Annotated in this window: 24 protein-coding genes; 10 read left to right on the top strand and 14 right to left on the bottom strand. The window is 41.1% G+C overall.

All coding sequences use genetic code 11. The features are described 5' to 3' along the window. Positions 1-16 precede the first annotated feature (16 nt). Together MSC25_RS14800 and MSC25_RS14795 are read left to right on the top strand one after the other, a co-directional pair. On the top strand, positions 17-2,695 hold the full coding sequence (locus MSC25_RS14800) for a porin (RefSeq protein ID WP_248443835.1): 2,679 nt from the start codon (positions 17-19) through the stop codon (positions 2,693-2,695). After that, positions 2,688-3,755 (top strand): cytochrome c peroxidase, encoded by a 1,068-nt coding sequence (locus tag MSC25_RS14795; protein WP_248443834.1) that lies wholly within the window; start codon positions 2,688-2,690, stop codon positions 3,753-3,755. The genes MSC25_RS14800 and MSC25_RS14795 overlap by 8 nt, the downstream gene beginning before the upstream one ends. 16 nt (positions 3,756-3,771) lie before the next feature. Here MSC25_RS14795 and MSC25_RS14790 read toward each other — a convergent pair whose 3' ends face one another. Continuing rightward, entirely contained in the window at positions 3,772-4,299 is a 528-nt protein-coding gene (locus MSC25_RS14790; RefSeq protein ID WP_024033246.1) for an acyloxyacyl hydrolase, read from the bottom strand. Between the two features lie 167 nt (positions 4,300-4,466). After that, entirely contained in the window at positions 4,467-5,804 is a 1,338-nt protein-coding gene (locus MSC25_RS14785; protein WP_248443833.1) for an MATE family efflux transporter, read from the bottom strand. 172 nt (positions 5,805-5,976) lie between these two features. Between MSC25_RS14785 and MSC25_RS14780 the strand changes: the two genes are divergently transcribed. The 3 genes from MSC25_RS14780 (at position 5,977) to MSC25_RS14770 (ending at position 9,670) form a co-directional block, all read left to right on the top strand. Then, positions 5,977-6,873, top strand: a complete 897-nt coding sequence (locus MSC25_RS14780; RefSeq protein WP_024033248.1) for a LysR family transcriptional regulator — start codon at positions 5,977-5,979, stop codon at positions 6,871-6,873. A 299-nt stretch (positions 6,874-7,172) separates the two neighbouring features. Beyond that, positions 7,173-8,468: a YHYH protein gene (locus MSC25_RS14775; protein ID WP_248443832.1), complete on the top strand. Its 1,296-nt coding sequence runs from the start codon at positions 7,173-7,175 to the stop codon at positions 8,466-8,468. A gap of 434 nt (positions 8,469-8,902) precedes the next feature. Then, positions 8,903-9,670, top strand: coding sequence for a DUF6515 family protein (locus MSC25_RS14770; protein ID WP_004588873.1), 768 nt, complete (start codon positions 8,903-8,905; stop codon positions 9,668-9,670). Between the two features lie 31 nt (positions 9,671-9,701). On the opposite strand, the gene MSC25_RS14765 is transcribed toward MSC25_RS14770, so the two are convergent. Further along, positions 9,702-10,175, bottom strand: a complete 474-nt coding sequence (locus MSC25_RS14765; RefSeq protein WP_004588872.1) for a VOC family protein — start codon at positions 10,173-10,175, stop codon at positions 9,702-9,704. Between the two features lie 170 nt (positions 10,176-10,345). On the opposite strand from MSC25_RS14765, the gene MSC25_RS14760 reads away from it, so the two are divergent. Further along, positions 10,346-11,362 carry a substrate-binding domain-containing protein gene (locus tag MSC25_RS14760; RefSeq protein WP_248443831.1) on the top strand — a complete coding sequence of 339 codons (1,017 nt, stop codon included), beginning with the start codon at positions 10,346-10,348 and terminating at the stop codon, positions 11,360-11,362. Between the two features lie 66 nt (positions 11,363-11,428). On the opposite strand, the gene MSC25_RS14755 is transcribed toward MSC25_RS14760, so the two are convergent. The 3 genes from MSC25_RS14755 to MSC25_RS14745 all read right to left on the bottom strand — a co-directional run bounded on the left by MSC25_RS14755 (position 11,429) and on the right by MSC25_RS14745 (position 15,143). Beyond that, entirely contained in the window at positions 11,429-11,899 is a 471-nt protein-coding gene (locus MSC25_RS14755; RefSeq protein WP_248443830.1) for a GFA family protein, read from the bottom strand. Between the two features lie 106 nt (positions 11,900-12,005). Continuing rightward, positions 12,006-14,078: a catalase gene (locus MSC25_RS14750; protein WP_248443829.1), complete on the bottom strand. Its 2,073-nt coding sequence runs from the start codon at positions 14,076-14,078 to the stop codon at positions 12,006-12,008. Between the two features lie 231 nt (positions 14,079-14,309). Next, positions 14,310-15,143 (bottom strand): mechanosensitive ion channel domain-containing protein, encoded by an 834-nt coding sequence (locus MSC25_RS14745; RefSeq protein WP_024033254.1) that lies wholly within the window; start codon positions 15,141-15,143, stop codon positions 14,310-14,312. 256 nt (positions 15,144-15,399) lie between these two features. Here MSC25_RS14745 and MSC25_RS14740 point away from each other — a divergent pair, with 256 nt between their 5' ends. Beyond that, on the top strand, positions 15,400-16,179 hold the full coding sequence (locus MSC25_RS14740; protein ID WP_064386430.1) for a DUF2189 domain-containing protein: 780 nt from the start codon (positions 15,400-15,402) through the stop codon (positions 16,177-16,179). 89 nt (positions 16,180-16,268) lie between these two features. Here the strand turns inward: MSC25_RS14740 and MSC25_RS14735 are convergent, their stop codons facing one another. Beyond that, positions 16,269-17,048 (bottom strand): nucleoside-binding protein, encoded by a 780-nt coding sequence (locus MSC25_RS14735; RefSeq protein WP_055252763.1) that lies wholly within the window; start codon positions 17,046-17,048, stop codon positions 16,269-16,271. Positions 17,049-17,659: 611 nt separating this feature from the next. Between MSC25_RS14735 and dps the strand changes: the two genes are divergently transcribed. Then, a complete protein-coding gene (gene dps / locus MSC25_RS14730) occupies positions 17,660-18,175 on the top strand; it encodes a DNA starvation/stationary phase protection protein Dps (protein ID WP_004587573.1) in 516 nt (171 codons plus the stop codon). Between the two features lie 249 nt (positions 18,176-18,424). Here the strand turns inward: dps and MSC25_RS14725 are convergent, their stop codons facing one another. After that, positions 18,425-19,792, bottom strand: a complete 1,368-nt coding sequence (locus tag MSC25_RS14725; protein WP_096740144.1) for an alkaline phosphatase PhoX — start codon at positions 19,790-19,792, stop codon at positions 18,425-18,427. 207 nt (positions 19,793-19,999) lie between these two features. Between MSC25_RS14725 and MSC25_RS14720 the strand changes: the two genes are divergently transcribed. Next, positions 20,000-21,148, top strand: coding sequence for a hypothetical protein (locus MSC25_RS14720; protein WP_096740145.1), 1,149 nt, complete (start codon positions 20,000-20,002; stop codon positions 21,146-21,148). A 67-nt stretch (positions 21,149-21,215) separates the two neighbouring features. On the opposite strand, the gene MSC25_RS14715 is transcribed toward MSC25_RS14720, so the two are convergent. The 4 genes from MSC25_RS14715 to MSC25_RS14700 form a co-directional block, all read right to left on the bottom strand. Beyond that, positions 21,216-21,893 carry a glutathione S-transferase family protein gene (locus MSC25_RS14715; protein ID WP_248443828.1) on the bottom strand — a complete coding sequence of 226 codons (678 nt, stop codon included), beginning with the start codon at positions 21,891-21,893 and terminating at the stop codon, positions 21,216-21,218. 70 nt (positions 21,894-21,963) lie between these two features. Beyond that, positions 21,964-22,605, bottom strand: a complete 642-nt coding sequence (locus MSC25_RS14710; protein ID WP_232510940.1) for a hypothetical protein — start codon at positions 22,603-22,605, stop codon at positions 21,964-21,966. Between the two features lie 15 nt (positions 22,606-22,620). Continuing rightward, positions 22,621-23,430, bottom strand: coding sequence for an NERD domain-containing protein (locus MSC25_RS14705; RefSeq protein WP_096740147.1), 810 nt, complete (start codon positions 23,428-23,430; stop codon positions 22,621-22,623). Between the two features lie 118 nt (positions 23,431-23,548). Next, on the bottom strand, positions 23,549-24,139 hold the full coding sequence (locus MSC25_RS14700; protein ID WP_248443827.1) for an ACP phosphodiesterase: 591 nt from the start codon (positions 24,137-24,139) through the stop codon (positions 23,549-23,551). Positions 24,140-24,450: 311 nt separating this feature from the next. Between MSC25_RS14700 and MSC25_RS14695 the strand changes: the two genes are divergently transcribed. Then, the gene (locus MSC25_RS14695) at positions 24,451-25,779 is read left to right on the top strand and encodes a sodium:glutamate symporter (RefSeq protein WP_248443826.1); all 1,329 of its coding nucleotides are present in this window, start codon (positions 24,451-24,453) and stop codon (positions 25,777-25,779) included. 78 nt (positions 25,780-25,857) lie between these two features. Here MSC25_RS14695 and MSC25_RS14690 read toward each other — a convergent pair whose 3' ends face one another. Together MSC25_RS14690 and sodC are read right to left on the bottom strand one after the other, a co-directional pair. After that, positions 25,858-26,091 carry a ChaB family protein gene (locus MSC25_RS14690; RefSeq protein ID WP_096740150.1) on the bottom strand — a complete coding sequence of 78 codons (234 nt, stop codon included), beginning with the start codon at positions 26,089-26,091 and terminating at the stop codon, positions 25,858-25,860. Positions 26,092-26,105: 14 nt separating this feature from the next. Beyond that, the gene (sodC, locus tag MSC25_RS14685; protein ID WP_096740151.1) at positions 26,106-26,675 is read right to left on the bottom strand and encodes a superoxide dismutase family protein; all 570 of its coding nucleotides are present in this window, start codon (positions 26,673-26,675) and stop codon (positions 26,106-26,108) included. Positions 26,676-26,907 lie beyond the last annotated feature (232 nt).

The raw sequence follows: 26,907 nt of genomic DNA, 5'->3' as shown, positions 1-26,907 counted from the left end.
CTAAGAGCCGTAATAAATGCAGACACCGACTACCCTCGCGTGTCTGCTTTTGCTTTCTCAGGGTGTATACGCCGCAGAGCAGCAACAGCAGACCGAACCAAAAACACAGCCATGTAACGACCTTAAAAATGAGCAAAAAGAGCGTTGTGAAGCACTTGAGCACATTGAAGTAAAAGGCCAGTACATAGGCATAGAAGTACCCGAAGTTATTGGGCGTTCTTACTTAAATCGTGACTTTATAAATGCCACACCTAAAGGCAACGGCGATATAAACGAGCTTATTGCATTGCTCCCTGGTGTACAGCTAAGCAACGAGGCTTACTCTATTGGTAGTTTGGCAGAAATCAGCGCACCAGAAATATCAATCTCAGGCGCGCAGCCATGGCAAACTGGCTTTTCATTAGATGGACTAAACTACAATAACCGCATAGACCCTGGTAGTAGTAGCCGCTTAAGCTCTTCATCAAACGATGTATCGGGCGGCGTGCAAAGCATGAATGTAAACTCCGATGTCGTTGAATCGATCACAGTATACGACCATAACATTCCGGCTGAGTTTGGTGGTTTTTCGGGTGGTATTGTTGATAGTAAAACCAAAAGCGTATTTACCAATGACAGTTTTAGCTTTGGTGTGCGGGGTAATCAAAGTAGCTGGGGGAGTTATCATTATATAGAAGCCGATCAAGACAGCTCTCAGCAAAATGTTGATCAAAGCACACTTGAAACGCCTAAGTATGAAAAAGTCAGCTACAACCTGCGTGCTAATAAACAAATTAATAAGCGCCATGGCGTAATGATGAGTGTTAGTTACTTAACCAGCGACATCAGCGATTTGTCGTTAGGGGAAGTCAAAACGCAAAGCCGTAAAAACATAAATGCCATTGTTAAATATGGTTATCGCAATGGCTGGGTAGACGCATTAGATTTAACCCTAATGTATTCACCTTACGAAGTAGATGACTTTATAACCGACGCCAAAGACAGCGACTTCCATTTAGAAGGCGGCGCCGTAGGCGCGGTCGCATCACTTACCCAGCACTTTGATTTTGCAACCTGGCGCAGTAACCTTAATTTTAGTATGAGTGATAGCAGCCGAGAAGGCCCAGCGCACTTTTATAACTGGCTGCAAGCTAAAGGCAAAGATTGGGGACAATATGCCGACCAAGGCGATGCGCAAACACGCTACTCTCGCCAAGGAGGCTATGGCGCTTTAGATAACACCCAATACACCACCAGCTGGAAAAACACGCTAAATTTCAATTCATTTGAATTAGCAGGTACTGAGCATAATATTAAGGCCGGTATAGAGCTTATTCGCCAAGAAGTAGAGCGCGAACGCATACAAAATAGCTACAACTACGACTCCCCTATTATATGGTCTAGCGCTAGTACACCACTTAATTGCAGTGGTTACACGCTTGACTGCCAAGCCCTTGAAACCACTATATCTATTGACGAACTTGCAGCGCAGTTAGGGGGCGAAATTGATTTTAACAACCAAGATCACATAACAGCGTACAGCAACAATGTAACAACCACCGCGCAGTATTTTAATGGCCGCTTAGTAACCCCAGCAGAGTATATAAATGTAGCGTTAAATCGCGCCTCGTTTTATGCAACAGATAGCATCACCTTAGGGCAATTAAGCTTAAATTTAGGTATGCGCTACGAATACGATGACTTTTTAGCTAATCATAATATTGCGCCACGTCTATCCCTTGGTTACGATGTATTTAACAACAACCGCACTATTATTAGCGCAGGGGTTAACCGCTATTACGACTCAGCCATTATTGGTTATAAAATAAAAGAGCAGCAGCGTTTTTCATACAGAGAGTACCGCCCAATTGAAAACGGCTACCTTCAAGGGTGGCTGCCGTCTAACTACACCGGCGCGTTTAAATACCGCTTTGATGATGTAAATACCCCCTACGATGACGAACTCGCATTAGGCATTGCGCATTCATTTGAAAAAGCAGGCAATATATCGCTCAAATATGTAAAACGTAAAAAGCATCAGCAATTTTCTCAGGTTACCGATGAAGAAGCAGCTAGTGATGGCTATAAATACATTTATATGACTAACGAGGGTGATGGCAGCTCAGAGCGCTACTCTATCTCGTGGAGTGCACAGTTTGGTAAACACTCTTTATGGGCCAATGCCTCCTACGCTGAAAACAAAGTTTCAAACGACGAATACAGCGCTAGTGCAGAAAATACCCCCCTTGATGAACTCGTTTATTATCTCAATGCACAAGGCGAAGGCGAGCTTGTAACGCTTGGGCAGCTAGAGCAAATACGTACCAACTTTGGCACCCCAGTGTCAGGTGCGCTTGGCTGGAATGTTGATTGGAACAGCTCATTTAGTACAGGCTTAAATGTTACCTACACTGACAGCTACACCAGCGCGGTAACTACCGGGGCTAGCGAAAGTATTGGGCTTGAGCAAAGCTGTACAAGTTGCCCTGTAGAATCAAGCTTAGTTGATGTATACGAAGAGCAAGAAATACGCGCCAGAACCATGCTAGGGCTCAGTTTACGCTATAGCCATAACCTCACAAAAACCCAATCTATTGACATAAGAGCGGATATTTCTAATTTATTAAATGCCCGCACTTACACAGTAAACGAAGGGGCATCAGGTATTGAGCCCGGGCGTATGTTTTGGGTAGGAGTTAGCTATAACTATGATTAAGTTATTAAGCATTTTTTTACTGTGCTCATTTAGCTTAAACGCCAAATCAACAAGTATTAACGATTTACGCTCACTTTATAGCAAAGGCCAAGCCCATTGGCCTGCTATTCAAACCAGTGACGGAAGAAGCGTTGAGCCCATGTCGCTTTTGCCTGTAGCATCGCCTAAACCGGAGCATGTTGCACTAGGCGATATGCTTTTTCATGATGTGCAGCTTTCACGTAATAATACCGTTAGCTGCGCTACCTGCCATGAACGCGACAAAGGCTTTCATGATGGCCGTAAAACTGCCATAGGCATTGACGAGCAAATAGGCACGCGTAACACCCCCGCTATTTTTGGTATTGATCAATGGCAACATTTTTTTTGGGATGGACGCGCAAGCACCGCTGAGCAGCAAGCACTTATGCCAATAGAAAACCCAATTGAAATGGACTTAGATCCAAAAATAGCTTTAGCCCGAGTAAATAAAGATAAGAGTTACCGTGCATTTAATCAAAGCGCTTTTAATAGCAACACGTTAACCACCGAGCAAATGGCAAAAGCCTTAGTTGCGTTTGAGCGCACATTAGCAGCGCCAAATAGCCGCTATAAAACTTTTTTAACGCAGCTTAATAAAAATCCACAACAAGCAGTTAGTAGCCTAAGTGATAGTGAGTTAAATGGCCTGCACCTATTTAGAACTAAAGCTAAATGCATGACTTGCCATAACGGCGCACTACTCAGTGACAACCAATTCCATGGCACAGGGCTGCATTATTACGGCCGCCGTTTTGAAGATAAAGGCCGCTACGATGCCACCCACAACCCTGAGCATATTGGCCAATTTAGAACCCCATCGCTATTAGGGTTAATGCAAACATTTCCGTGGATGCATAACGGCTTATTTGACGATTTAGCCGGCATTGTCGCCTTATATAACCATGGCGGAGTAAGGCCCAGACCACGGAAAAACCAACTAAACGACCCACACTTCCCTAAAACCACCGACCTGCTTATAAAGCTTAATTTAACCAAGCAAGAACAAGCCGACCTAGTGGCATTTTTACGCATATTATAAATAGTAAGCTACTCACCTAAAGTGCGCGTGAGTAGCTTAGCGATATAAAATCGAGGCCTGGGTTGGGCTTTTTAATACCAGCGTTTGAATAATGAAAATACTTAAGTGACACGCTATGTTGCTCAGCCTCACCAAATTTCATGGCAATGCCTAGGCGGTCTTCAAACTGGTAATGTGTGCTTATGTTTTTTCCCGCAAATTTGGTGTCATCTAATAAGCTTAAACCAATACCAAACTCGGCAAAAACGCGGTTCCCAGCAATACTGCCAATAGGATAAAAAATAACAGGCGAAAGCGATAAGCCTAAATTAGCGTCGTAGCGTTTTGGGTCATCGTATTCAAAAAAGTTAGCATTGGCTTCTAGGTAAATCTCTAGCTCTTCAAAGCCTTCTATTTGATAATCTAAGGCATATTGATAAGCCACCTTAATCCCTCGCACGTCTCCTTCACCTTGAATATAGCTCATCGAAAAGTAATCTTGTGCAGCCGTTGCAGCGCCTGCGTATAGCGTTATAGCTATTAAAAACAATTTATAAAGTTTCATGTTATTCACCTCAAGCAGCTCTATTTTTATTGCAATTGCTTGACCTAAACACAGCAAATTTAGCTGCTATAGATTAAGCAATGATTCAATGAGGTGCATACTAATTGCATTTAACTATTTTGATAATTGCAATTTAAGTGGAATAACTTTCTTCAATATATTGATAATTAAACAGTGCTTGAGCGCACGCTAACGTGTGTTGTTAACCGCTTATATTGCTGCTTAAAAAGCTGCCAACCCACAATACCCGACAAGGTATTACCGCATGCCATACCGATAAATAACCCTGTTAAACCGTAAAAATGCGAGCCTAACCAAAGTAGTGGTAAGTAACACATAAATAGCCGCAATATGGAGATAAATAAGGCCGTGGTCGCAAACCCCAGCGCGTTACATACCGATACCGTGATCATACATACACCCAAAGCCGCGTAGCTCAGGGGCACAAATGCAAAGTAATCTGTTAGGTTAGCAACTATTTCACTATTATTGCTAAGCGCATTTGCAAGCGGGTTAGCCACACCTAGCATAATAACCGCTAATAAAATTTGTATGCCAATTACAAAACCGCACGCAAGTTTTACTACGCTTAATATTTGCCTAAGCTCGCCCCGCCCTTTTAAATTTCCAACAATGGGGGGCAGCGCCATGGTAAGCGCTAAAATTAAAATAATCGCAATATATTCAATACGGTTTGCAAGCCCCCAAGCTGCTACAGCAAACCCACCATACGCGGCAATCAGTGCCGTTACTATCATGGCTGAAATAGGCGGAATAAACTGTGAAAGTAAAGCCGGCGCCATCATTTTTACAATGGCTTTTATTGCCTGCTTGGTGCGGTTTTTTAAAACATCAAAGATTACAAGTTCTCGTTTAATAAGCGTGTAAAACACCACTACTAAGCCTATTGAAAAAGCAACACAGCTTGCCCATGCAGCACCCGCTAACTCCATATCAAAGGTAAACATAAACAATGGATCGAGCGCTATATTTAACACGCTGGTTAGCACCATAATTCGCCCAGGCAATAAGGTTTCGTTATGAGCACGGCAAATGCTGTAACCAAAATAAAGCAGCGCTCCAAGCCAGCAGCTTATTAGCCAAGGCAACCAGTAAAGCTCAGTTAAATTAAATAACGAAGGCGTTGCACCCAGCGCTAAAATTATAGGCTGCTGAAAAAGCCACAACGCCAAGCACAATAGCGTTACTATTACGGTGCCAATAAGTACGATTAAACTACCTAAGTAGCGTGCATAGTTAACTTTATTTTCCCCAAGTGCAGTAGAAATGGTCGCAGTTGCCGCAATACCTAAGCCTACTTGTACTCCCACAATCACCTGAAAAATAGCAATACTAAATGCAACTACAGCGAGCGGCTCAGCGCCTAGCTTAGCAATAAAAATACTATCAACCAGCTGGCTTCCCATAATAGAAAACAAGCCAACCAACATAGGCCAGGTTTGCTTAAATAAATACTTTAAAAGTAATGATGTATTACGGCTCATAAGGCAGGCTCACTCTAAACTTAAAAATTTAAACGAGAAAAATACCGAAAAAAAAGGCGCTTATAGTAAGCGCCACAGGAAAAGTCACAATGAATAAGCTGCTAGTATATTTACACAACTAAGTATTGATAATATAGTTGTTTAAATAATCAGTTTATTGAAAAATTTGATAATGAACATTGCCCATTTAAATCTGTTTGTCAGAATCGCAACAACACACAATATTAGCTTAGCTGGCAAGGAGTTAGGTTTGTCGGCTGCGGTTTCTAGTGCCCAAATGAATAAGCTTGAAGAAACGCTCGGCGTTAAACTCATTCATCGTACAACCCGAAAAGTATCGCTAACCGAAGAGGGCCAAGCTTTTTTACCCCACGCCGAGGAAGTGCTTGCCAATGTTGAAATGGCACGCGCCTCGGTAGGTATTGGCAGTGTAACTCCACAAGGAAAATTGCGCATTACCGCCCCTGCTTCGTTCGGGCGTATGCATATTATTCCTGCATTGGCTGGATTTATTGAGCAATACCCCGACCTGACAATTGATTTACGCTTAAGCGATAGCATTATTGATATGGTTGGCGGTGGTTTTGATATTGCAATACGCGACGCCGCCCTAAACGACTCAACCCTAATTGCTCGAAAAGTTGCCCGCGATAAACGCTTAATTTGCGCATCACCTAATTACCTTGCAAAACACGGCGCCCCAACAACACCGCAAGATTTAAAAAATCATACCTGTGTTAATTTACATGGTTTAACTACGTGGTCGTTTATTACACCCGAGGGCACACAAAACATTAAAACCAATAACGTATTACAAGCTGATAACGGTGAAGCGGTGCGCGATGCGTGCGTGCAAGGCTTAGGTATTACGTTAATGTCGAGCTGGTGTGCCTATAAAAAACTACAAAGTGGTGAGCTGGTACAAATTTTACAAGACTACCCACTTGCATCCGACACCGCTATTTGGAGTGTTTACCCAAGTTCGCGTTTATTAGCGCCAAAAGTAAGGGCTTTTATAGACTACTTTAGCGGCTACTTTGGTGACGAACCCTACTGGGAAAAAATATAATTATTTAACCGTAAAATATAAAAGCACAAACCTAGGTTTGTGCTTTTTGCGCTTTAAATATATGGAGCTTTATTGGTAAACCTTGGGCAAGTAAAAACAGCAGTTGCTAACTTGTACTTTTATACTTCGTATTTAATCGTGTAAGTTTATTAAATAACTTAATAACAACTCCCAATAATGTTAATTAAAAGCTAGCCATGCATCTCAAACATATCAATAACTCTTTTAAAACTTTCATTTTATTTGCACAATTTATTGCCATACTAAAAGCTACGTATATAAATCGTTTTGGGGTAAGTATGAGAACAATTAAACGAAGTCGTTTAAAAGCGCCTAGCGTTAACACTACAAAGACTAAGCTCGCATTTTGCCTGCTTAGTGCCACGGTACTTTTAACTGCATGTGGCGAGCAGATAAAAAGCGAAAGTACACCTACCTCCCCAGAAGCTAAAAGCGCTAAAAACACGCTTATAAATACCGATGAATTTAATATTAAAGCCATGGTAAAGCTGCCACAAACTGTTGAGTGTACGCTTGAAAACGGCTTACAAACCCAGTGTGCTCAAGTGGTTTTAAAATATCAGCCCGACAATATTGAAGTCGGCCCTTTTTGCCCAGAAACACTCGACGACGTAGGTGGAATTTGGGATTGGGATGGCACCGATGCGGGGCTATATAGGTTAGATAAAGCATTTTTAACCATGCTTAACGAGCAAGGTTTTACCTTTTACGATGAAGACGGCAACGTGCATATTGTTGATAACGCGACCATTCGCCCAACAGTTGATCATGCATGTATTAATGTATCGGTAGATAAAAGCGTGGAAATTACCGCCCTTTTACCACTGCACCCTGTTATGTCTGAGCAAACAACAGCGCTGGGCACTGTATCTAAAGTGGGTATAGCGCTTGCGGGTGTGCCTATTTTTTCGGATGCGCCAAGTGTGCAACATACTGGGCATTTACCCGCGCTTGATACGTGCGCAGGTCATATTGATCCGGGCGGTTGGTACCACTACCACGGCACCGCTAGTGATATAGACAGCGTATATAAACACGAACATGTAAACGCTAACTGTAATAATTTAGCGCAAAAGCCAAGCGCCCTATTTGGTTATGGCTTTGATGGCTACCCAATTTACGGAAGCCAAGAAATTGATGGTACATCCCCAACCGAGCTTGATAGCTGTAATGGCCACTCAGGCCCCGTGGGTGAAAGCGGCATAGTTACTTACCACTACCATGCAAGTAATACATTCCCTAACTTACCTAAGTGCTTAAAAGGCGTGGTTGCACAAAATAATTTTACGACCACAGCACAAGCGGGTGTAGGGGCCAAGCCACCTGAAGGCACTAAAATATCTCGCCATGAACCACCTGGTGGCGGCGGTCCAAAGGCGGGTGGCCCTAACGGCGGCATGTCGCCACCGGGGTTTGCTGAGGCAGCTAACAAACTAGGCGTTAGCGAAGAAGTGCTTATGCAAGCAATGCAAAAAGCCGGCGGCCCTAATGCCGATTTAACGGTTGTAGCAAAGGCACTTAACGTAACACCGGCGCAACTAAAAGCAGCCCTACCCGAAAAACCTAAACGCTAATTAACCTGAACTCTGGTTAGAGATTTACTAACATATTGAACCATGGTGATATTTAAGTTTATTTTCTAGCCAGAGATTTTCAGTGAAAATAAGGCAAATTTACGCGTCAATAGCTGGCCTATTGCAAGTAAATTAAGCGCGGTTAGCACTGAAAATAGCTGCCCGAGATAGATTTATTATCCAAATTCAGGCTAATTATAAATTACGGCAAGTGTTAAAAGCACTTTCCGTAACAATTAGTTACGCAACTTAAAGCGTTTTAAAAGTTCCTAAAATCGTCAAAAATGTGAGAAAACGTTGGCTTGTGTCAAGAACAGTAAACGTTAGTAAAAAGCTGTAAACACGCCCCTGTTATCGGTTACATGTCAGTTACCATTCAGTTTAAAGCGCTAGTATTGAACCCAGTTATGTAACAACATACACGAGGCACTAGTATGAAACTGACTCAATTACTCCCTGCTCTACTTGCCATAAGTGCAGTATCTGGCGCTGCATATGCAGCACCCAATGAGCGAGAACACGCAAAAAGTTTTAATAATGAGCGCGCAAAACGCATCGAATACAAACGAGATGAGCGCCGCGATGACAAAAAACAGCGTATAGAATATAAAAAAAACGACCGTAAAGAGCGCAAACAAGCCAAACGCGAGCACCGCAAAGAGCAAAAGCGCAAAGTTGCCCATTACAAACAGCAGCAACGCACCCGTAATTATTTTAAACATAATCGCCACAACGTAGTGACCTACCGGCCTGGGCATTATTTTAATCATTTACCGCGCAATAGTGCTTCAATCAGATTTAATGGCATTACGTTTACATTTAGTGATGGTATTTACTACAGAAAAGCAAAAAGAGGCTACCACGTAGTTAAGCCACCAAGAGGCTTAAGAATACGCTCTCTACCAAGGCATTATTCACACTTTAAACGCCATAATACCACTTACTATACCTACCAAAATGTATATTACGTGGCAGATAATAATGGCTATAGAGTAGTTGATGAGCCTAAAATAGTGGTTAATCAGGCTATTAAGGTAGGCAGTGCTAAAAATTATGATTTAGGGCAAACCTACGACACCCTCCCTATTTCGGCAGAGGCAGTCACGATTAACGATCAACAATATTTTAAGTACCAAGATATTTATTTTTTACCGCAAATAAACGGTGACGAAATAAAATATTTAGCGATAAATTTAGGGTAAACAATTTAGCTCAAACGCAGGGCAAGCTGCTTTATGCATCTTGCTCTTTTGACATTAAGTCGGCCATTCGTTGGTTAATTTCTTGCTCACTTAAATCTTCTTTATGGGTGCCTATGGTCCAAATATGCCCGAATGGGTCTTGTAGGGTGCCGGCTCTATCACCATAAAACTGGTCGTGCACTGGGCGTACTTCTGTAGCGCCAAGTTCAATTGCCTTTTTAAATACGCTGTCTACATCCTCTACGTAAAGCATTAAACTAACCGGTGTGCCACCAAGTGCGTTGGGGCTTTTAAATGACTCATCTGGGCATGAGTCCGAAATCATAATATGGGAGTCGCCAATTATAATTTCAGCATGGGCTATACCGCCCTCTGGCAGCGGCATTTGCATTACTAACTGCGCATTAAATGCATCACGATAAAAACAAATAGCTTGCTGAGCACCTTCTATAATTAAGTACGGTGTTACCGAACTAAACCCTTTGGGAATTGCTGAAACAGTCATAACGCTCTCCATTATTTTTTATGGGTGTATGTGTTTAGCCTATAGGTTAAAGACACTTCTTTCAACGTGTTAACTCATTTAAGTCACTATAATTAAATTAGCCAATTTGTGGTCAATAACTATACTAGCTGTAATATATATCTTACTTTTATTTGCTTAGGACTTTTATAATGTTAGCTAAAATTAGCCTAGCCGCTAAAAAGTATAAAGTTCTGAAGTATTTAGTTTTAAGCTGGTGTGCTTTATTTGCCCACCAAAGCGTGGCTAAAGTTGTGATTGCCATTGTAGGTAAAACAAAAAACGACTCTTTTTATCAGCAAGCCTTTAAAGGCTGTTTGCAATTTAGCAATGAGCACCCTGAAATAGAATGCAAGTACGATGGACCAAAAGACTTTCAAGACATTCGTAGCCAATCTATGGTCATTAATAGGTTAGTTGACCAAGAAATAGATGGGTTAATCGTAGCAACAACCGACTCTCAGCATTTGGTCACTCGTTCATTAATGGCGCTTAAAAGTAAAAACATTCCTGTTATAACGTTTGATTCTGACCTGCTAGAAAAACACCAACAGTTCCGCCTAGCCTACGTAGGCAGTAACAACTTCGACTTTGGCGTTGCCTTAGGCGAGCAAGTAAAAAAACTGACCAACAAAGCAAATAATACGCTTTGCATGCAGTCGGGGCACCATACAACCCCTAATTTAAACAAGCGTATTGCAGGGGTTAGGTATGCGCTGTCTGATCAAGCGACAGCGCACCTATCAGGTAAAAACGGCTGGCGCGAACATAGTCGCTGCCCCTTATTTAGTTTAGGTAAGCGCGAAGAGTCACTAAAGCAGTTAATGCATTTATTAAAAATGGACAACCCACCCATTTTTTTAGCTGTGGCGGGGTTTGCACAATTTAACCCTCATTACGTAAATGCCTTAGCGCCTTTTAAGCAACGTATTGCCGATAAAGACATTATTATTGTTTCTGCCGATACAGAAGAAATACAGCTCAATGTGTTAAGCAGGGGTCTCTCTTCGGCTAACATAGGGCAAAACCCTTTTGAAATGGGCCGCTTGAGCACCAAGCTAATGCACGACTACATTTTATATAATAAAAAGCCTGCGCAATCTCACTACTACACCGACTTTCATTACTGTACCCAAAGTAACGCCTCACAGTGCACTGTTAATCATTAAAATTTTACCCAGTTAACTGTGGGTTATGCCCTTTTAAGTACGATGCAGTGCACTTTAGCCAGCGTATTATTGCTCTAAGTTTAAGCGTTGGTGCCACGCTGCAATGCTTTCATCGGGGTATTCATTAAACTGTTTATCGTTCTTTTGAATATGCGGTGTGACCCAATTGGCCTTACTAGCAAGCATTAAATGGGTGCGCTCTGGCGGTACGGGTAATTCGCTGTCTATTGCGCCAGCAAAGGGATGAACTTGCTCAGGCCATCGCGAATCATATAACCACAAGTTACTGCTGCAGTGTTTACAAAAATGGCGCTCAGCGGGGCTGGTTTTATCACCCACTTTGGCATGATAAATAGTAATATGTTCACGCCCTGTAACCTCAAGCGTGCTGTATTGTGCGTTCAAGTTTATAACAAACCCGCCACTGCCGGCCGTTTTACGACAAATAGAGCAGTAACATAAGTTATAAGGATAAGGGTGTTTAGAGCTCACACTAAACGTTACTTTGCCACAGTGGCAAGCGCCTTTAAGCTTCATAATAAATCCAATTAGTTACTGTTTAGAGTTAATACCATAACCAGTTAGCCATAAAAAAACCACACCCTTTAAAGGGTGTGGTTATTATTTGCTAAAGCGTTTTGTTCTAACGCTGCCAAAACCTTAAATTGCGCAATGTTTCAATAAATTTATCTGCAGAGTGCATGTTTAAATCTATCCAACCATCGTCGGCTTTACCATCAAGCCCTGCGGCTTCAAATAATGCCATGGCATCTTTTGTGTAGCCTATGTATTTCATGTGCGCGAACGCATCGCTCACAAAGTCTTTTGCCTCAGGAATACCAGCAAGCTTCTTAGCGCCCTCTTGCGTTGCAAGTACCATCACCGCATCGTAAAGCACCGAAGGGCCGCCATTAATTACTTGATCCGCTGCTACATGCTTACCTTTACTACAACATGCACCACCTACTTGTGCGGCCACAATTTCGTAGTTAGCACCTTCAGCGTCTAAGGCATTTGTAACCGAATTAAATATATCAGCATCAAAGCCATCGCTCACTAAAATACCTAACTTACGACCTTTAAAGGTATCTGGCGCATTTTTTAAAATACTTAGCGCATCCGATACAGGTAAATCGTTACGCGTTGGCATAGCAGCTTCAGCCGGCTCTGGCATATCTTTCAAGCGCAGGCCTTTTGCAACTTCTTGCGCTAATGTGTTATCTACATTTAATAAGTGCGAAACCACACGCTCGCGAATCGGCACATGCTCTACTTTTGAAAGCTCAAATACAAATGCATATTGGATGTGCGCTTGCTCTACTTCTGTTTGGCTTAAGTAAAATTGGCGCGCTTGGCTGTAGTGATCGCTAAATGTTTCTGAGCGATAACGCAGCTTATCTCCACCGCTTACTTCTGGCTCGCTTGAGCTTTTAAAGCCATGCACTGGGCATTCGCGGGGGTTATGCTCATCGCCGCTCCACGAGTTTGGCTCGTAGTTAGCACGCCCTTTAGGGTTATGCATTACCATGTGGCCATCTTGTTGAAAATGACGCATTGGGCATTTAGGCGCATTAACCGGAATATGCGTAAAGTTAGGGCCGCCTAAGCGTTTGGTTTGAGTATCTAAATACGAAAAGTTACGCCCTTGCAGTAATGGGTCGGGTGTAAAATCAAGCCCAGGTACAATGTTTTGAGTACAAAAAGCAACTTGCTCTGTTTCGGCAAAAAAGTTATCAACTACACGGTCAAGCACCATGCGGCCCACAATTTTTACGGGTACTTGCTCTTCAGGTATAAGCTTGGTGGCATCAAAAACATCAAACTCAAATTCATCAGCAAATTGCTGATCAAACACTTGTACACCAAGCTCCCACTCTGGGAAGTCGCCTTTACCAATAGATTCCCACATGTCTCGACGATGAAAATCAGGATCAGCACCATTAAGTTTAAGCGCTTCGTTCCACACTACTGACTGCATACCGGCTTTTGGTTTCCAATGAAACTTAACAAATTTTTCATCGCCATTTGCATTAATAAATTTAAAAGTATGAACACCAAAGCCTTCCATAAAGCGTAAAGAGCGCGGTATGGCTCTATCTGACATGGCCCACATAATCATATGAATTGACTCAGGCGATAAACTTACAAAGTCCCAAAAGTTATCGTGCGCGGTTTGCGCTTGTGGAAAACCACGGTCTGGTTCAGCCTTAGCTGAGTGAATTAAATCAGGAAACTTCATTGCATCCTGAATAAAAAATACAGGTATGTTGTTACCCACTAAATCCCAGTTTCCTTCTTGGGTGTAAAATTTAACAGCAAACCCGCGAACATCACGTGCTAAATCGGGAGACCCTTTATTCCCTGCCACAGTTGAGAACCGTGCAAATACCGGTGTTTTTTCACCTTTGCGCTGAAAAATATCAGCACAAGTTAAATCTTCAAGCGTATCGTAGGTTTCAAAATAACCATGAGCACCGTAGCCTCTGGCATGTACCACACGCTCTGGAATGCGTTCGTGATCAAAGTGAAACAGCTTTTCGCGCATTACATGATCTTCTAATAAACCTGGGCCGCGCTTGCCTGCACGTAGTGAGTTTTGATCGTCGCTAACAGGGCACCCTTGCGCGGTGGTCATCGTTGGGTATTCATCAGAAGCCTTTTGATGTAATTCGCCACCATGCCCTTTATTGCCTGAGTATTTAAATGATTCAGCCATGTTTAGTCCTTCATACAATTTGATTTAATGGGTCGATAGTTTTTATGAGCTTTAAAACTAAAAGCGACTATGCAAATGCAAAATAAAGACCAGCCATCCAACCTAGTAAAAAAGGGCTGTACAGACAAAAAAGTAGTATTTGAGGTAATTTATAAAAGAAAAAATTACACAGGTGTGTAACTTTTTCAGGCAAAAAAAAGAGCACTTATAAAGTGCTCTTAGGCTTAAGCCTTAATCTTTATTCTCGTTAACTAAAATAACTTTTCGATGTGGGAATGGAATTTCAATATTGTTTTCATCAAGGGCTTTTTTAATCAGCTCTGGCACCGTGTATAAAATTTCGAAGTAGTGCTCGCCTTTACAAAAAGGTCTTACTAAAAAGTCTACCGAGCTGTTGTTTAGTGTTTCTACTTCAACAAAAGGAGCTGGGTCTTTTAGTATGTATGGATGAGCCTCAAGCACGCTATCAATAACTTTGCGAACAGCGTCGGTGTTTTCATCGTATGCCACACCAAAGTGCATATCTACGCCACGAATAGGATGATGCGAATGATTAATAATTTGCGCTCCCCAAATTTGGCTATTTGGGATAATAACTTGCTGATTATCGAACGTTTGCAAAATAGTTGTAAACATATCAACCTCGGTCACTTTACCAAAGCGCCCTGCGGCTTCAATAAAGTCGTTTACTTTGTAAGGTCTAAATATAAGTAACATTACACCTGCAGCTAAGTTAGACATAGCACCTTGCAGCGCTAACCCAATAGCTAAACCTGCCGCACCTAATAGCGCAATTATTGAAGCTGTTTGCACACCAAAGCGGTTTAACACGGCAATAAATACAAACGCTAAAATAACATAGCGCGCCATACTGCCTAAAAAGCGAAACAGCGTGTCATCAAAGTGAGTATATTTATGGCATAAACTAATAATCATATTACGCACTTTACCCGCAAGCCATAAGCCTATTAGTAATATAACAATTGCCATTAGAATATTTGTTGCCCACATTACTGCTGCCGGCAAATACTGATTTACATCAATATTATTTATTATCTCGTCCATTTTATTGTTCCTGTTAGACTGGTTGTAAATATAAAATCACATTAAACACTTGATGTTAACTTTTCATTAACCAAATTACGAATTTTTACTTATTCGCTGTATTTGCCTTTCATTTTTATCACCAATAACAGTTACAAAAACAAATCAGTACATAAATTGACCGAAAATATTTTTTATTGCGTATATATTGTTCAATTTGTAAATAAAGCCAATGTGTTCTAAACCTTTAAGAGACACCTTGTTAAGGAGCGTTGTTATGCCAACAACAAATACGATTAATAAACACTCTGAATTTGCCCGCTGCATTGAATGCAATAAGGTAAACACATTTGCGGCTTTTCACTGGCTAGCACTGGCATTTAAAGACATGACCCGTGCGCCCATATTGAGCCTTATTTACGGGGTAATATTTACCCTTATTCCTGTTGCTATTGTTTACTGGGCAATGTTTACAGGTACATATTTAGTAATACTGCCTGCAACCGTGGCGTTTGCATTAATAGGCCCAGCCTTCGCGGCAGGCCTTTACGATGTAGCATGGGAGCTTGAAAAAGGTCATAAACCCACACTTAGCCACTCTATAAAGTCGATGTTTAGAAACCCAGTAGGCGAATGGGGCTTTGCAATAATGCTAATGGTTATCATGATTGCTTGGATGCGTTTAGCTGCGCTTGTGCATGCTTTATATCCTAGCCACGCCAATCCCACCTTGGAAGAGTTATCGGCGTTTTTAACGTTAGGCAGCATAATAGGAGGGGTATTACTGGTGACTGTATTTTCGCTTTCTGCTTTTGCTCCACAAATAATGATGGAGCGCCGAGTAGATATTATGACCGCTGTAATAAGCTCTATGAACGCTGTAAAAACTAACTTTGCCGCTATGGTGGTATGGTCAATTTGTATATTTTTATTGGTAGCTGTTGGTTTTGCTACCGGTGCCACGGGCTTTATTGTAATTATGCCTTTACTTAGTTACGCCAGTTGGCATGCTTATATTGCAGTTATTAAAACCAAAAAACCTCGTGGTTACGAGTAACAACCAACCACTTAAAGTTCCAACCACACTGACTAAAAATAGCGCCAAAAGGCGCTATTTTTTTATCAGACTAGCAAAGCAAGCTTTGCTTAAAATACCCAAATAGCATGTAAAAAGGGCTGGTTTTCTATTTTATTAGTCCCTAACTTGTTGTACCAATAGCGCCACTCTACCCCTACCATCAACTGCTGCGGGTTTAAATTAAAGTTTTGCCCTACATCCCAATGCACAGCGGGTTGAGCAAGCAACCACTCATTAACTTTATTGCCTAGTTCGTCATCACGCCCAGAAATATATTCTACGTGGCCGGTAAAATAAAATGCTTGGCTAGCTAGTGTAAAAGGTGCACCCCATGCAAGGTCTATAAAAATGCTGTTGTCTTGCTTGGCTAGCTGATCTTTTTGCACGCCGCCGTTGGCATCAATATAACCTGCAAAAGTAGTTGTTAAAAAATCAAAGCCTGGGGCATCCCAGCTGAGCTTGATGCCTGGGGTATATTTCATTAACCCCTCTTCACCGGCGTTTATACCAAACACTAAACCTGTGTCTTTTATTGCACCATAACGCACAGAGGTATCAAAGGCTTTTGATAAGCTAAGTGTTGTGTACCACTCGCCATATATACCCGTATCTTGAAAACCATCACTAAGGCTGTCGTTTAAAAAGTCGATAAAAAAGTAGTTATCACCTAAGTCATGCTCTGAGGCATGCTCTATGGTGTAGGTGCGTGTAAATGACGACTCCCCGGTAAAGGGATTTAAGGCATCGCCAAAATTTGTGTGAAGCTGTGTGACGCTCCAATTTTCTGCTAGTGCTGAGTGAGACAAAAGCAGTATAGATGTTGTAAACAGTGTTTTTAAAAAATTCATGATTTATTTACATAACCCCAATTAAAATGCGGCGGGAGTATATCAGTGAGCATTCACCAACTAAAGAGATTAAATAAGCACAAAGGCTGATTTTTAAAATCTAAGCAGTAAAGCCCAGTAGCGCGGCTTTAAAAGAGCAGCGTTAGCCCTGTATAAAACACCTGAATTAATCATTACGCAGGTAATAAATAAGCGCCTTTATATTTTGTATACCCTTGCTTAGCTTATTTACTGGGTTTTATTTAGAGGTTTTAGCGCGTGCAATATTAAGGTGAGCTTTAAAGGCAATTTAATAACGGCGTGAATTGTAAGACTAAGCACATTAGGTAGCTGTATTACACAGACTATGTCTTATTGAGCATAAACAAATTTCAACTCTTTCGATAAACAGCCACAGCTTTTTTATTACTGTGCACAATTTACAAAAATAAGTGCATAAAATTCATATTCTACGCCTCTCCCTTTTTAACCTTACGTACCCAAGTAAAAACAAAACATTAAATATCAATAACTTAAAAAAATAAACTTGGTAGGCATAGGCTTTGCTTCATGTATTGCAAGTTAAATGGTAGCAATGGCTACATACAACAAATTACACAACGGGAGACATTATGAGTAACTCACAACACCCAATTGAATTTACAGCCCCAGGTATGGATAACGAATCAGCAAAAAAAACAATTGAAACACTCGATAACCGACTCGTAGCGCTTTTAGACTTACAACTTACTTTAAAGCATATTCACTGGAATGTAGTAGGCCCAAGCTTTATTGGTGTGCATGAAATGTTAGACCCACAAGTCGATGCTATTCGCGAAATGACCGACACCATCGCAGAGCGTATTGCTACATTAGGCGGTACGCCACAAGGTACACCTAAGTCAATTGTAGATCGCCGCACATGGGAAGAATACTCATTAGGTAAAGCCTTTGTAGTAGAGCATTTAGGTGCATTAGACAAAGTATACAGTGGCGTAAACGCCGACCACCGCAAAGCCATTGGCACGCTGTCTGAATTAGACCCAGTATCAGAGGATATGATCACCAGCCAGCTAGGTGACTTAGAGCAGTTTCAATGGTTTGTACGTGCACACATTGAATCGTCTGCAGGTAAACTAAATCATTAATTTATTACCCACTTTGCCATACAAGGAATGTTAATAAGAGTTAAAGGACTAATAAAGATACAAGGATACGTTACATAAGTAGGTACAGGATGAAGTGCAAACTACAAGGACCCGTTGCTTATTACATAAAGGATGTAGTAAATGCACCAAGGATGATTAAAGCTTGCTAAGGGATTTGGTAAACCTACAAGGATTGTTAAAATACAAACGCCTAGTATAGGCATGCTAAGCGTTTGTATTTTTACCACTTTAAAGCTTAAAACTATCCCAAGGACCAGTAATAGCCAACGTTTTAGTTGGCATGTATACGTTTACAAACAAGGTTTGCCCGTCAGGTGAAAAACACGCCCCAGCAAGCTCTGTTTGCGCATGCAATTTAGCAAAGTTATACACCTCTCCTTTAGGTGTTACCCCGCGTAAATGGTTATTCACCGTGTCTGTGTATTGATCCTCACATACAATTAAATGCCCGTTAGGTGCTACCGTTAAATTATCACCAAAGTTGTATAACGACTCGTTTGTACTTTCTACAAATAGTTGTATTTTACCAGGCTCATTTTGCTCTAACTCAGTGCCTTCGTTTTTTGAAGGTGTGTACTTCATTACCTGACCTAACTGCTTTTTGCCCCCATTAGTACAGCAAAAATAAAGCTCATTTTTACCCCAATGTATTCCCTCTCCTCGTGCAAATAAGGCTGCACCTTTTTTATAACCTTGCTTACGTAGGTCATCATTTGGGCTTTTAGGGTCTGTGAGCGTTATCCATTCAACTAAAAGGTCGCTGTGTAGTGGCATGGCCGGTGAATCCCAATTTCGGCTATCAAACTGAGGCTGGTTTTTAATTACCATAGCTTGCAATGTGCCGCCTTTATTTAACTTATCGCGATGATGAGGAATAAACCGATAAAACAAACTATCGCCTCTATCTTCAGTTAAATAAACAATACCGGTTTGTGGGTCTATTGCGGCGGCTTCATGATTAAAGCGGCCCATATCATATAATGGCTCTGGCTTAATTAAGCCTTTGGCGCTGGCTGGTACTTCAAAAATGTAACCGTGAGATTGAGACAAGCCATCGCTTTTATCCATAACGGTTTCTTCGCAGGTTAGCCAACTGCCCCATGGCGTTACACCACCTGAGCAGTTTCTTATTGTGCCACACAGCGATAAATACTCTTGCTCTCGTTTTTGCTCTTTTAAGTTATAAATAATATGGCTAGTACCCCCAGGCAAAGCTACACCATTTTTAAATGAATCATAGGCTAAGGGGGTTTTGTGATTACTAATTAAATCAGACGCTTTATTAATGTGTTTAGGTTGTAACTCATGGTTACGTATAAGGGCTACGCGTTCGTTATCTAATGCAATACAACCCATGCCATCGGCACGGTCGGGTACGTCTAAACCATCATCCATTTTATCGCCAAGTGCCGATATAACCCGATAACTAAAGCCTTTAGGTAAATCTAATAAGGCCTGAGGGTCGGCTATTAATGGGCCATAAGCAGGTAACTTTGTTGTTACTTCAGGTAAAGCAACGTTACCCATTGCGCTGCGCGATAAGCCAATAAACGCAAGCGAGCCTGCACTTAATAAAAACTCTCTTCTAGAAACCATTATTTTATTCCCGTGTTTTTTTATTAAATCTATAGTAAAGGAAATAACCCGCTAGAAGTGCGGCGCTTTGCTAAATTCATAAAAATGTAATAATGTAACATTCCATCCGTACCAGATATCAGTTAATTCAACTTTAAATAATTGCCCTCACTGTTTAATAGTAGGATAGTAAGTTACTCAAATAACAACGGCTTAATTAGGAGTATCATGATCAAAGTATTACTAGCAACCAGCTTAATGGCCTCTTCATTCGCAGCTTTAAGTAATCCACTCACCGTTGAAGAACAACGCATCAGCAAAGCACAAACAGCAATGCCTACTGTGTTAAACGCCTTTAATAAAGAAGTAACCACCTTTGAGCAACAGTTTAAAGCACTCAGTAACTTTAAAGAGGCAAAGCAGCTCATTCAAACCTATAGTTTTGAGCTGTGGGAAAGCGCTAAGCAACGCATCATTAAAACTAACAATTACGACGACCGAGCACTTTACTGGGCGCGCTTGCTTTCAAGCAAAGTAATACGTACAACCGCAGCTAACGTTGAGCTATCTGACGCGCAAATAAATACGCTGCTAAGCATGCTTGAAGAGGGCAGCCGAGGCCGCACCGATTTAGCTTTTTCATCAGGCAGTGATAAAAAAATTATACTTACCGGATTTGACCCTTTTTTACTCGACAAAAATATCAACCAAAGCAACCCATCTGGGGTCGCCGCATTGTTACTCGACGGCCAAGTTATTAATTACAATGGCGTTAGCGCCGAAATTAACACGGTTATGGTACCAGTACGCTACGAAGACTTTGACCAAGGTATAATAGAATCACTCCTTGCCCCCTACTATGCACTTAATAACGTCGACATGGTTGTAACGGTTAGCATGGGCAGAACCGAGTTTGATTTAGAGCACTTTCCTGGTAAACGCCGCAGCGTAACCGCGCCTGATAACGCTAATATTGTCTACGGCGGTACGCAAACAAGCCCTGTTATACCCAAGTTAAATGGCCGCCCACTGCCTGGTAATGAGTTTGTAAAATTTAGCCTACCAGTAAGCGCCATGCAAAACGCCAAAGGCCCATATAAAGTAATCGACAACCGCGAAGTAACTACACTTAATAAAACCTTTAAAGCCGGCTCATACGGCGCGCTTAAAAACAGTGTTGCGGTAAATGGCGGCGGGGGTGGTTATTTGTCTAACGAAATATCGTATCGTAGTATTCGCCTGCGTGACGCGCTAAATTCGAGCATTCCTACTGGGCATATCCATACCCCGCGTATTCAACAATTTGAACCAGAAACAGAAGCCAACATAGTTAAACAAATTAAAGCAATGCTCACGCAAAGCTTAGTGGCATTATAATAAAGCTAAGCAATTAATATACATAAAAAAAGGGCAATATTAATTGCCCTTTTTTACTTTTTAAGCGTTAGCTCTTCGGGTAGTTAGATGGGAAAAACGCACGTTTGGCTTCTTCATCAAACTCTTTTTTAAAGGCGACATCGGTGCCAATTTTGCGTGCACGCGCAACCGCTGGGCGGCTATCAATGCTTTCAAACCAACGCTTTAAATTAGGGTATGGCGTTAGGCCTTCTTCACCAAGTACTACTGGCGCTTTATCAATCCAACCCCAAGCAGATACATCAGCAATAGTGTATTCATCGCCCACTATAAAGTCGCGACCTTCAAGGTGTGCATCAAGCACTTCGTAATGGCGCTGCGCCTCACGCAAGTAGCGGTTAACTGCGTAATCAAGCCCCTCAGGCGCCATGTGTCTAAAATGCACACTTTGCCCCGAATACGGCCCAAGGCCCGATGCAATAAACATTAACCATGAAAGCATTTCGGCGCGATTCTCTGGCTTACCTGCTAACTTACCGTGTTTTTCACTTAGGTACATTAATATAGCGTTCGAATCAAACACACGTGTTTCACCATCAACAATGGCAGGTGCTTTTGCGTTAGGATTGATGGCTTTAAACTCAGGTGCGTGTTGCTCACCTTTTAAGGTATCAAGTGGCACAAGTTCAAACGGCAGCCCTGTTTCTTCTAAAAACAAAGCAACCTTCATAGGGTTAGGTGTATGGTGAAAATAAAATTTGATCATAAAACGCTCCTAAAAGTAGTAGCTACAATTAAACCACAACTTGAGCAATCGTTCAAATAACAAAAAATAGTTAGCTAAAGTACTTAACCAAACAGCTCACTTGTATTAACCCTGCACCAATATAAGCAAATATAAAGCGCGCTTCTTCTTGTGCCTTTTTAATAAATGCCACGGCAAAAGTAACTACAATAATAATTATACTTAATGCTAAGCCATATAAAAAAGAGCCACAAAAGTGAGGTAAAACAGCAAGTAAACACGCAATAATTACTGCGCCATAAAAAGCTACAAGCATACGAACGTTAAACAATATCCCAAGCAATGCAGTTATAAACGCAGACGCATATAAAATTACAACTTCCCTAGGCCATTCATAATTGAGTGGGGTTTCAAAACTAAAATTGGCAGTGCTAACACTATTAACAGCGGATGAAGTCGCGTGTATAAAAATACTAACTAATAAAGCACCAATAAAAAATGCAGCAAATGCCGAGACTGCACCACCGCCTGTATACCCTGCTTTCTCTTTTTCTATCACTATAACCACAACACTCAGTGCCGCACTAAGCTGAAACCATTGCCAGTAATCGTTGCTAAAAAGGGGGATTGCTGCAAAGCCAATTACGGGGACTAATATTTTGGCTTCTTCGTTTTTGTGTAATAAATAAAAAGCCATAATAGCTATATAAAACAATGCCGTTACATCAGGCATAAAATCTACTTCCTTTTAAATCTCAACACTATTTCTACATTTAGGGAATGCACTACAGCCAAAGAACGTATTTCCTATATTAGTACCTTTCTTTGCTTTACGTAGTACCATTTTCTCACCGCAACGTGAGCATATCTGAGTTTCTGAGCGTTCTTTTTTTGGCGCCTGCTTTTGTTCAATAATCGTTTTTACATGGCTTACATGTTGGCGATTTGTTTTAAAACTTGGTTTTAATTTTCCTCTTTCAATTGTATTTACTATATCGTTTTTAGTATTAGCACTAAGTACTCGCTCGGTTTTACTTTTAATGTACTCAATACCGCCGCGTGCAAATCTAACATTTTCAGGTAGTTTAGTTTTAAATGTGCTGTCGCCAATAAAAATAATAACCGAAAATAATGCGTTACTGTTTATACCTAAACACGACTCAAGTGTTTTTAAATGCTTGTAGTTTTGATGCAGGGGGTTTTGAAATTTTGATGAGTGTTTAAAAATTTTTTGTGTCCACATTTTTTGATTTGCTGAACCAAAAATCCAACCTTTCATGTTTTTAGTTTCCACCACAAACACACCAAACTCAGACACAATAATATGATCAATTTGCGTAGTGCCATTTTCAATGCCGTTTTCAAAAGTAGGCAGCGTCACATTTTTAATTAACGTGTAATCTGCCTTATTTAAAAACAGTTTAATTAGCACATTAACTTGCCACTCTCCCATCGCTCCTTTAAACCAAGGTGTTTTAAAAACCCCAATACAAATAAACAGCGGTATAAAGTACCAAAGTTGGCCTAATAGCGTGACCAAAATCGTAGAAAAATCCATATTTAGTTAATCCTTTAAGCTATACAAGTGGCAATAATAGAGCCGCGAAATTTAAAAAATAAACTAGCAGTACACGTAATAATGCACGTTCAATATTAAACACATTTAAGCATTGTTTTTAATACGCCCTTTCTAAGGCATGTTCATTAACATGTTCAATTAACTCAGGAAAAAATGCTAAAAATACCGCTTCTAACTCATGGTAGTTTTGCGCTATATCCTCAGCGGAACCTGCAAAATTATTAGTAAAACGAATGCGTTTGGCTATGTTATCAAGCGCAAGCCCTACCCCTTCTATAGTTTCGTATTCTTTAAACCAATCGTTTGTAGTCATGCTGGTTACAACGTGCTGCATGCGCGGTGGCATAACTGCTATGCGCTCATTTAAAAGTGCGTAGCTGATGCGTTTAAAATCATTTAAAGGATGTTTATTAAATTGCTGCCAATGCCTAATTAAAAAGTGATCAAACAGCACGTCAATCGCTACGCCCGCAAAGCGCTTTCGCTCGGGCGAAAAGTACTGTTTAGTGGTTTTTACTAACGGGTGTGAGTCGGTAAATTTATCGACTAAGTAATGGTTTTCTAGTGCACTTTTAACGCTATTGGGCAGGTATTCTGCGTGCCTGCGTCCACCAAAATCACCTAGTAAATTGCCAAAGTGTGAATCGGCAGTTGGTTGTGCAAAGTAAAGGTGAGCTAAATAATTCAACGTAATCCCAATGGGTTTAAACAAACTTAATTTTGCCAAATAGTAACGCACATTTAAGCGAAACTCACACGAGTGTTTAGCGCGCTCCCTGTGTAATTACCTAACACTTTAGTTTGAAAATTATACAAACACTCTGTAAAGCCGTTGCACTCAATTCAGCATTAAATATTTAAAATAGAATTATCAATAACTTAAAATTTAAAAATCGCTGGAATATATATTGCTACTTAGCGTATTTAGCACTCAAACATGTATAGCTCTTTTTATTAGTGAGTAGTTTAAAGGAGCATAAAACATAGGTTAAATCAGTTATGGATATAGCTATATTTTTTAAGTCGTTACTACTACTGGCCTTTTTTTTAACGCTAGGTAATTTAATTAAGTACACATTTTTAAAGGGCTTAATTGTGCCCTCATCGTTAATTGCTGGCGTATTAGCTCTTTTATTAGGGCCACAATTACTTGGTGATTATATTAATTTGTCGCTCCAAGGCACTAATTTATGGATAGATGAAAAGGTCACAAGCATATGGAAGGAGTTACCTGGGTATTTAATTGTAGTGGTGTTTGCAGGTTTATTTTTAGGTAAAAAAATACCTACAATTAAACAATCGCTAAACCAAAGCCTACCCAATTTAAGCTTTGGCTACAGCATTGCCATAGGCCAATATGTGGTGGGTATGATCACGGCATTATTAGTACTTGCCCCTTTATTTGATACCAACGAAGTTGCCGGCGCACTCATTGCGGTGGGATTTCAGGGCGGGCATGGCACCGTAGCTGGCTTGCAATCCACTTTTGAAAGTATCGATTTTGCAAAAGGTATGGACTTGGGGTTAGGTATAGCAACAATAGGCCTTATAAGCGCCATCGTGTTAGGGACTATTATGTCTAATCGCACCGATGGGGGCGACCAAGAACTTGAAATTAGCCACGACGAAAAAGTAGAGGTAAAAGACCGCCCGTTTGGCCTGCACTTTGCTATTTTAGGCACGGTTGTTATTGTTGCTTGGCTTATTCTTAGTGGCTTACAAGTAGCCGAAAAAAGCCTTTTTGCCGATTCATCGGTAAAAATACTTGAGTACATGCCTTTATTCCCCATTGCGATGATGGTGGGTTTAGTGGTGCAAATAGTGCTTAATAAATCAGGCATGGGTAACTTAATTAGTCACTATCAAATAAATCTGCTTTCTAACCTCTCCCTCGATTTACTAATAATTGCCGCACTGGGTGCACTTAACTTATCGGTACTTGCTAAATATTGGCAAAGTATTTTAATTTTAGGCGCGGTGGGGGTTGCCTATAGCGCAGCTATTTACTTTTTCTTTGGTGGGTGGTTTTTCCCAAAAGATTGGAAAGTGAGAGGAATTGGCGAGCTTGGGCAATCTATGGGCACTACGGCGGTTGGACTGTTAATGCTAAAACAGGCTACCTCAAACCCAAGCGAGCATATTCGCCCCTTTAGTTACAAACAACCACTTTATGAGCCTGTGGTTGGCGGCGGTATTGTTACTGCCCTTGCACTTCCTGCCATTGCTAATTTTGGGCCGTGGGCATTTACTATTATTATGGCAGTTATATTAGCGTGTGTAGTGGGTGGTTTTGCCTTTTATAAACGCCGCAAACACAAAAGCGAGTAGCCTAATTGCGCTATAAAAAAGCCGCTACAACTTTTGTAGCGGCTTTTTTATGCATTGGTTTTTTACTTGTACCAGTAACTAATTACTCGACTTAACCCAATTTCCATTATCATTTTTACTGTAGCTATTTTTAACCGCAGACCAAGCTACTTTATGCGCTGTGGTTTCGCGGTCGTCGTCGTTTTTTCTATCGCTTGGGTCCTCGTAGGTATCCCACGCGCTATTAAACGCCTCTTGATATATCTCTTGGGCATGTTTAGGTAAGTTACTTTTTACCGACTCCGGTAACTCGCTTGTGTTTTGATAAGGCATAAATAATCTCCGTATTACTTAATTACGCCGCACGCAACACGTTTACCGCCGCCACCTAATTTCTTGGGTTCGTCGGCATAATTGTCGCCCCCTTTGTGGATCATCACTGCGTGTTGTTTAAGCTGCTCAAGCTTGAGCCTTGGCGCTAAAACAGGCGATTTAGCTTCGCCGCGCTCATTTACAAATAACGCAGGTAAATCGCCTAGGTGGCCATTACTCCACGGTTCATCGTGGTGTTTAGCGCTGTTAGGGTCAAAGTGCCCACCAGCGGCACCGGCAGGTACAACTTTACCGTTTTTTTGCTTTGGCTCGCAGCTAGCATATTGATGTACATGAAAGCCATGCTGCCCAGGCGTTAAGCCTTTAAGCGCAGGGGTAAATACCACCCCGTGCTCATTTTCTGTCAGTGTAACGGTGCCAAGTAACTCACCTTGCCCCGACTTACTTACTGCATGCATATCAACATCTACATTCGCCAATGCGCTATTTTGTAGCATTGCAGCGGTAAATAATATGGCGCAAGCTGGTTTAAAAATACGTGTTACGCTTTTTTTAGCGGTTGAATCAAAGTGTAAACAATTCATCGTGCTCTCCTTATGTAGTATCTGTTTTGTAAATAACGCGACTGCTCAGTTATTAGGTACAATCTCTATACCAAGCTCACTGTAGGCAAAAAATTTCACCTGCGCTAAACGTAACGCATTGATTAAAAATAAAATAAACAAAGCTAGATAATTAACCACTACACATACTTAAAATTTACTGCGTGTTTTTGCTTAAACGCTATACAAAAACTGGTACAAATTTACAAAAGAA

The organism is Pseudoalteromonas sp. 1CM17D, assembly GCF_023161805.1.
In the GTDB taxonomy this organism is placed as follows: Bacteria; Pseudomonadota; Gammaproteobacteria; order Enterobacterales; family Alteromonadaceae; genus Pseudoalteromonas; species Pseudoalteromonas atlantica.
This window is presented reverse-complemented; position numbering and strand designations above follow the sequence as displayed.

Excerpts from the sequence above, each read along its gene's own strand:
- MSC25_RS14800 (WP_248443835.1), top strand. The coding sequence starts at position 17 with ATGCAGACACCGACTACCCTCGCGTGTCTGCTTTTGCTTTCTCAGGGT.
- MSC25_RS14795 (WP_248443834.1), top strand. The coding sequence starts at position 2,688 with ATGATTAAGTTATTAAGCATTTTTTTACTGTGCTCATTTAGCTTAAAC.
- MSC25_RS14790 (WP_024033246.1), bottom strand. The coding sequence starts at position 4,299 with ATGAAACTTTATAAATTGTTTTTAATAGCTATAACGCTATACGCAGGC.
- MSC25_RS14785 (WP_248443833.1), bottom strand. The coding sequence starts at position 5,804 with ATGAGCCGTAATACATCATTACTTTTAAAGTATTTATTTAAGCAAACC.
- MSC25_RS14780 (WP_024033248.1), top strand. The coding sequence starts at position 5,977 with ATGAACATTGCCCATTTAAATCTGTTTGTCAGAATCGCAACAACACAC.
- MSC25_RS14775 (WP_248443832.1), top strand. The coding sequence starts at position 7,173 with ATGAGAACAATTAAACGAAGTCGTTTAAAAGCGCCTAGCGTTAACACT.
- MSC25_RS14770 (WP_004588873.1), top strand. The coding sequence starts at position 8,903 with ATGAAACTGACTCAATTACTCCCTGCTCTACTTGCCATAAGTGCAGTA.
- MSC25_RS14765 (WP_004588872.1), bottom strand. The coding sequence starts at position 10,175 with ATGACTGTTTCAGCAATTCCCAAAGGGTTTAGTTCGGTAACACCGTAC.
- MSC25_RS14760 (WP_248443831.1), top strand. The coding sequence starts at position 10,346 with ATGTTAGCTAAAATTAGCCTAGCCGCTAAAAAGTATAAAGTTCTGAAG.
- MSC25_RS14755 (WP_248443830.1), bottom strand. The coding sequence starts at position 11,899 with ATGAAGCTTAAAGGCGCTTGCCACTGTGGCAAAGTAACGTTTAGTGTG.
- MSC25_RS14750 (WP_248443829.1), bottom strand. The coding sequence starts at position 14,078 with ATGGCTGAATCATTTAAATACTCAGGCAATAAAGGGCATGGTGGCGAA.
- MSC25_RS14745 (WP_024033254.1), bottom strand. The coding sequence starts at position 15,143 with ATGGACGAGATAATAAATAATATTGATGTAAATCAGTATTTGCCGGCA.
- MSC25_RS14740 (WP_064386430.1), top strand. The coding sequence starts at position 15,400 with ATGCCAACAACAAATACGATTAATAAACACTCTGAATTTGCCCGCTGC.
- MSC25_RS14735 (WP_055252763.1), bottom strand. The coding sequence starts at position 17,048 with ATGAATTTTTTAAAAACACTGTTTACAACATCTATACTGCTTTTGTCT.
- dps (WP_004587573.1), top strand. The coding sequence starts at position 17,660 with ATGAGTAACTCACAACACCCAATTGAATTTACAGCCCCAGGTATGGAT.
- MSC25_RS14725 (WP_096740144.1), bottom strand. The coding sequence starts at position 19,792 with ATGGTTTCTAGAAGAGAGTTTTTATTAAGTGCAGGCTCGCTTGCGTTT.
- MSC25_RS14720 (WP_096740145.1), top strand. The coding sequence starts at position 20,000 with ATGATCAAAGTATTACTAGCAACCAGCTTAATGGCCTCTTCATTCGCA.
- MSC25_RS14715 (WP_248443828.1), bottom strand. The coding sequence starts at position 21,893 with ATGATCAAATTTTATTTTCACCATACACCTAACCCTATGAAGGTTGCT.
- MSC25_RS14710 (WP_232510940.1), bottom strand. The coding sequence starts at position 22,605 with ATGCCTGATGTAACGGCATTGTTTTATATAGCTATTATGGCTTTTTAT.
- MSC25_RS14705 (WP_096740147.1), bottom strand. The coding sequence starts at position 23,430 with ATGGATTTTTCTACGATTTTGGTCACGCTATTAGGCCAACTTTGGTAC.
- MSC25_RS14695 (WP_248443826.1), top strand. The coding sequence starts at position 24,451 with ATGGATATAGCTATATTTTTTAAGTCGTTACTACTACTGGCCTTTTTT.
- MSC25_RS14690 (WP_096740150.1), bottom strand. The coding sequence starts at position 26,091 with ATGCCTTATCAAAACACAAGCGAGTTACCGGAGTCGGTAAAAAGTAAC.
- sodC (WP_096740151.1), bottom strand. The coding sequence starts at position 26,675 with ATGAATTGTTTACACTTTGATTCAACCGCTAAAAAAAGCGTAACACGT.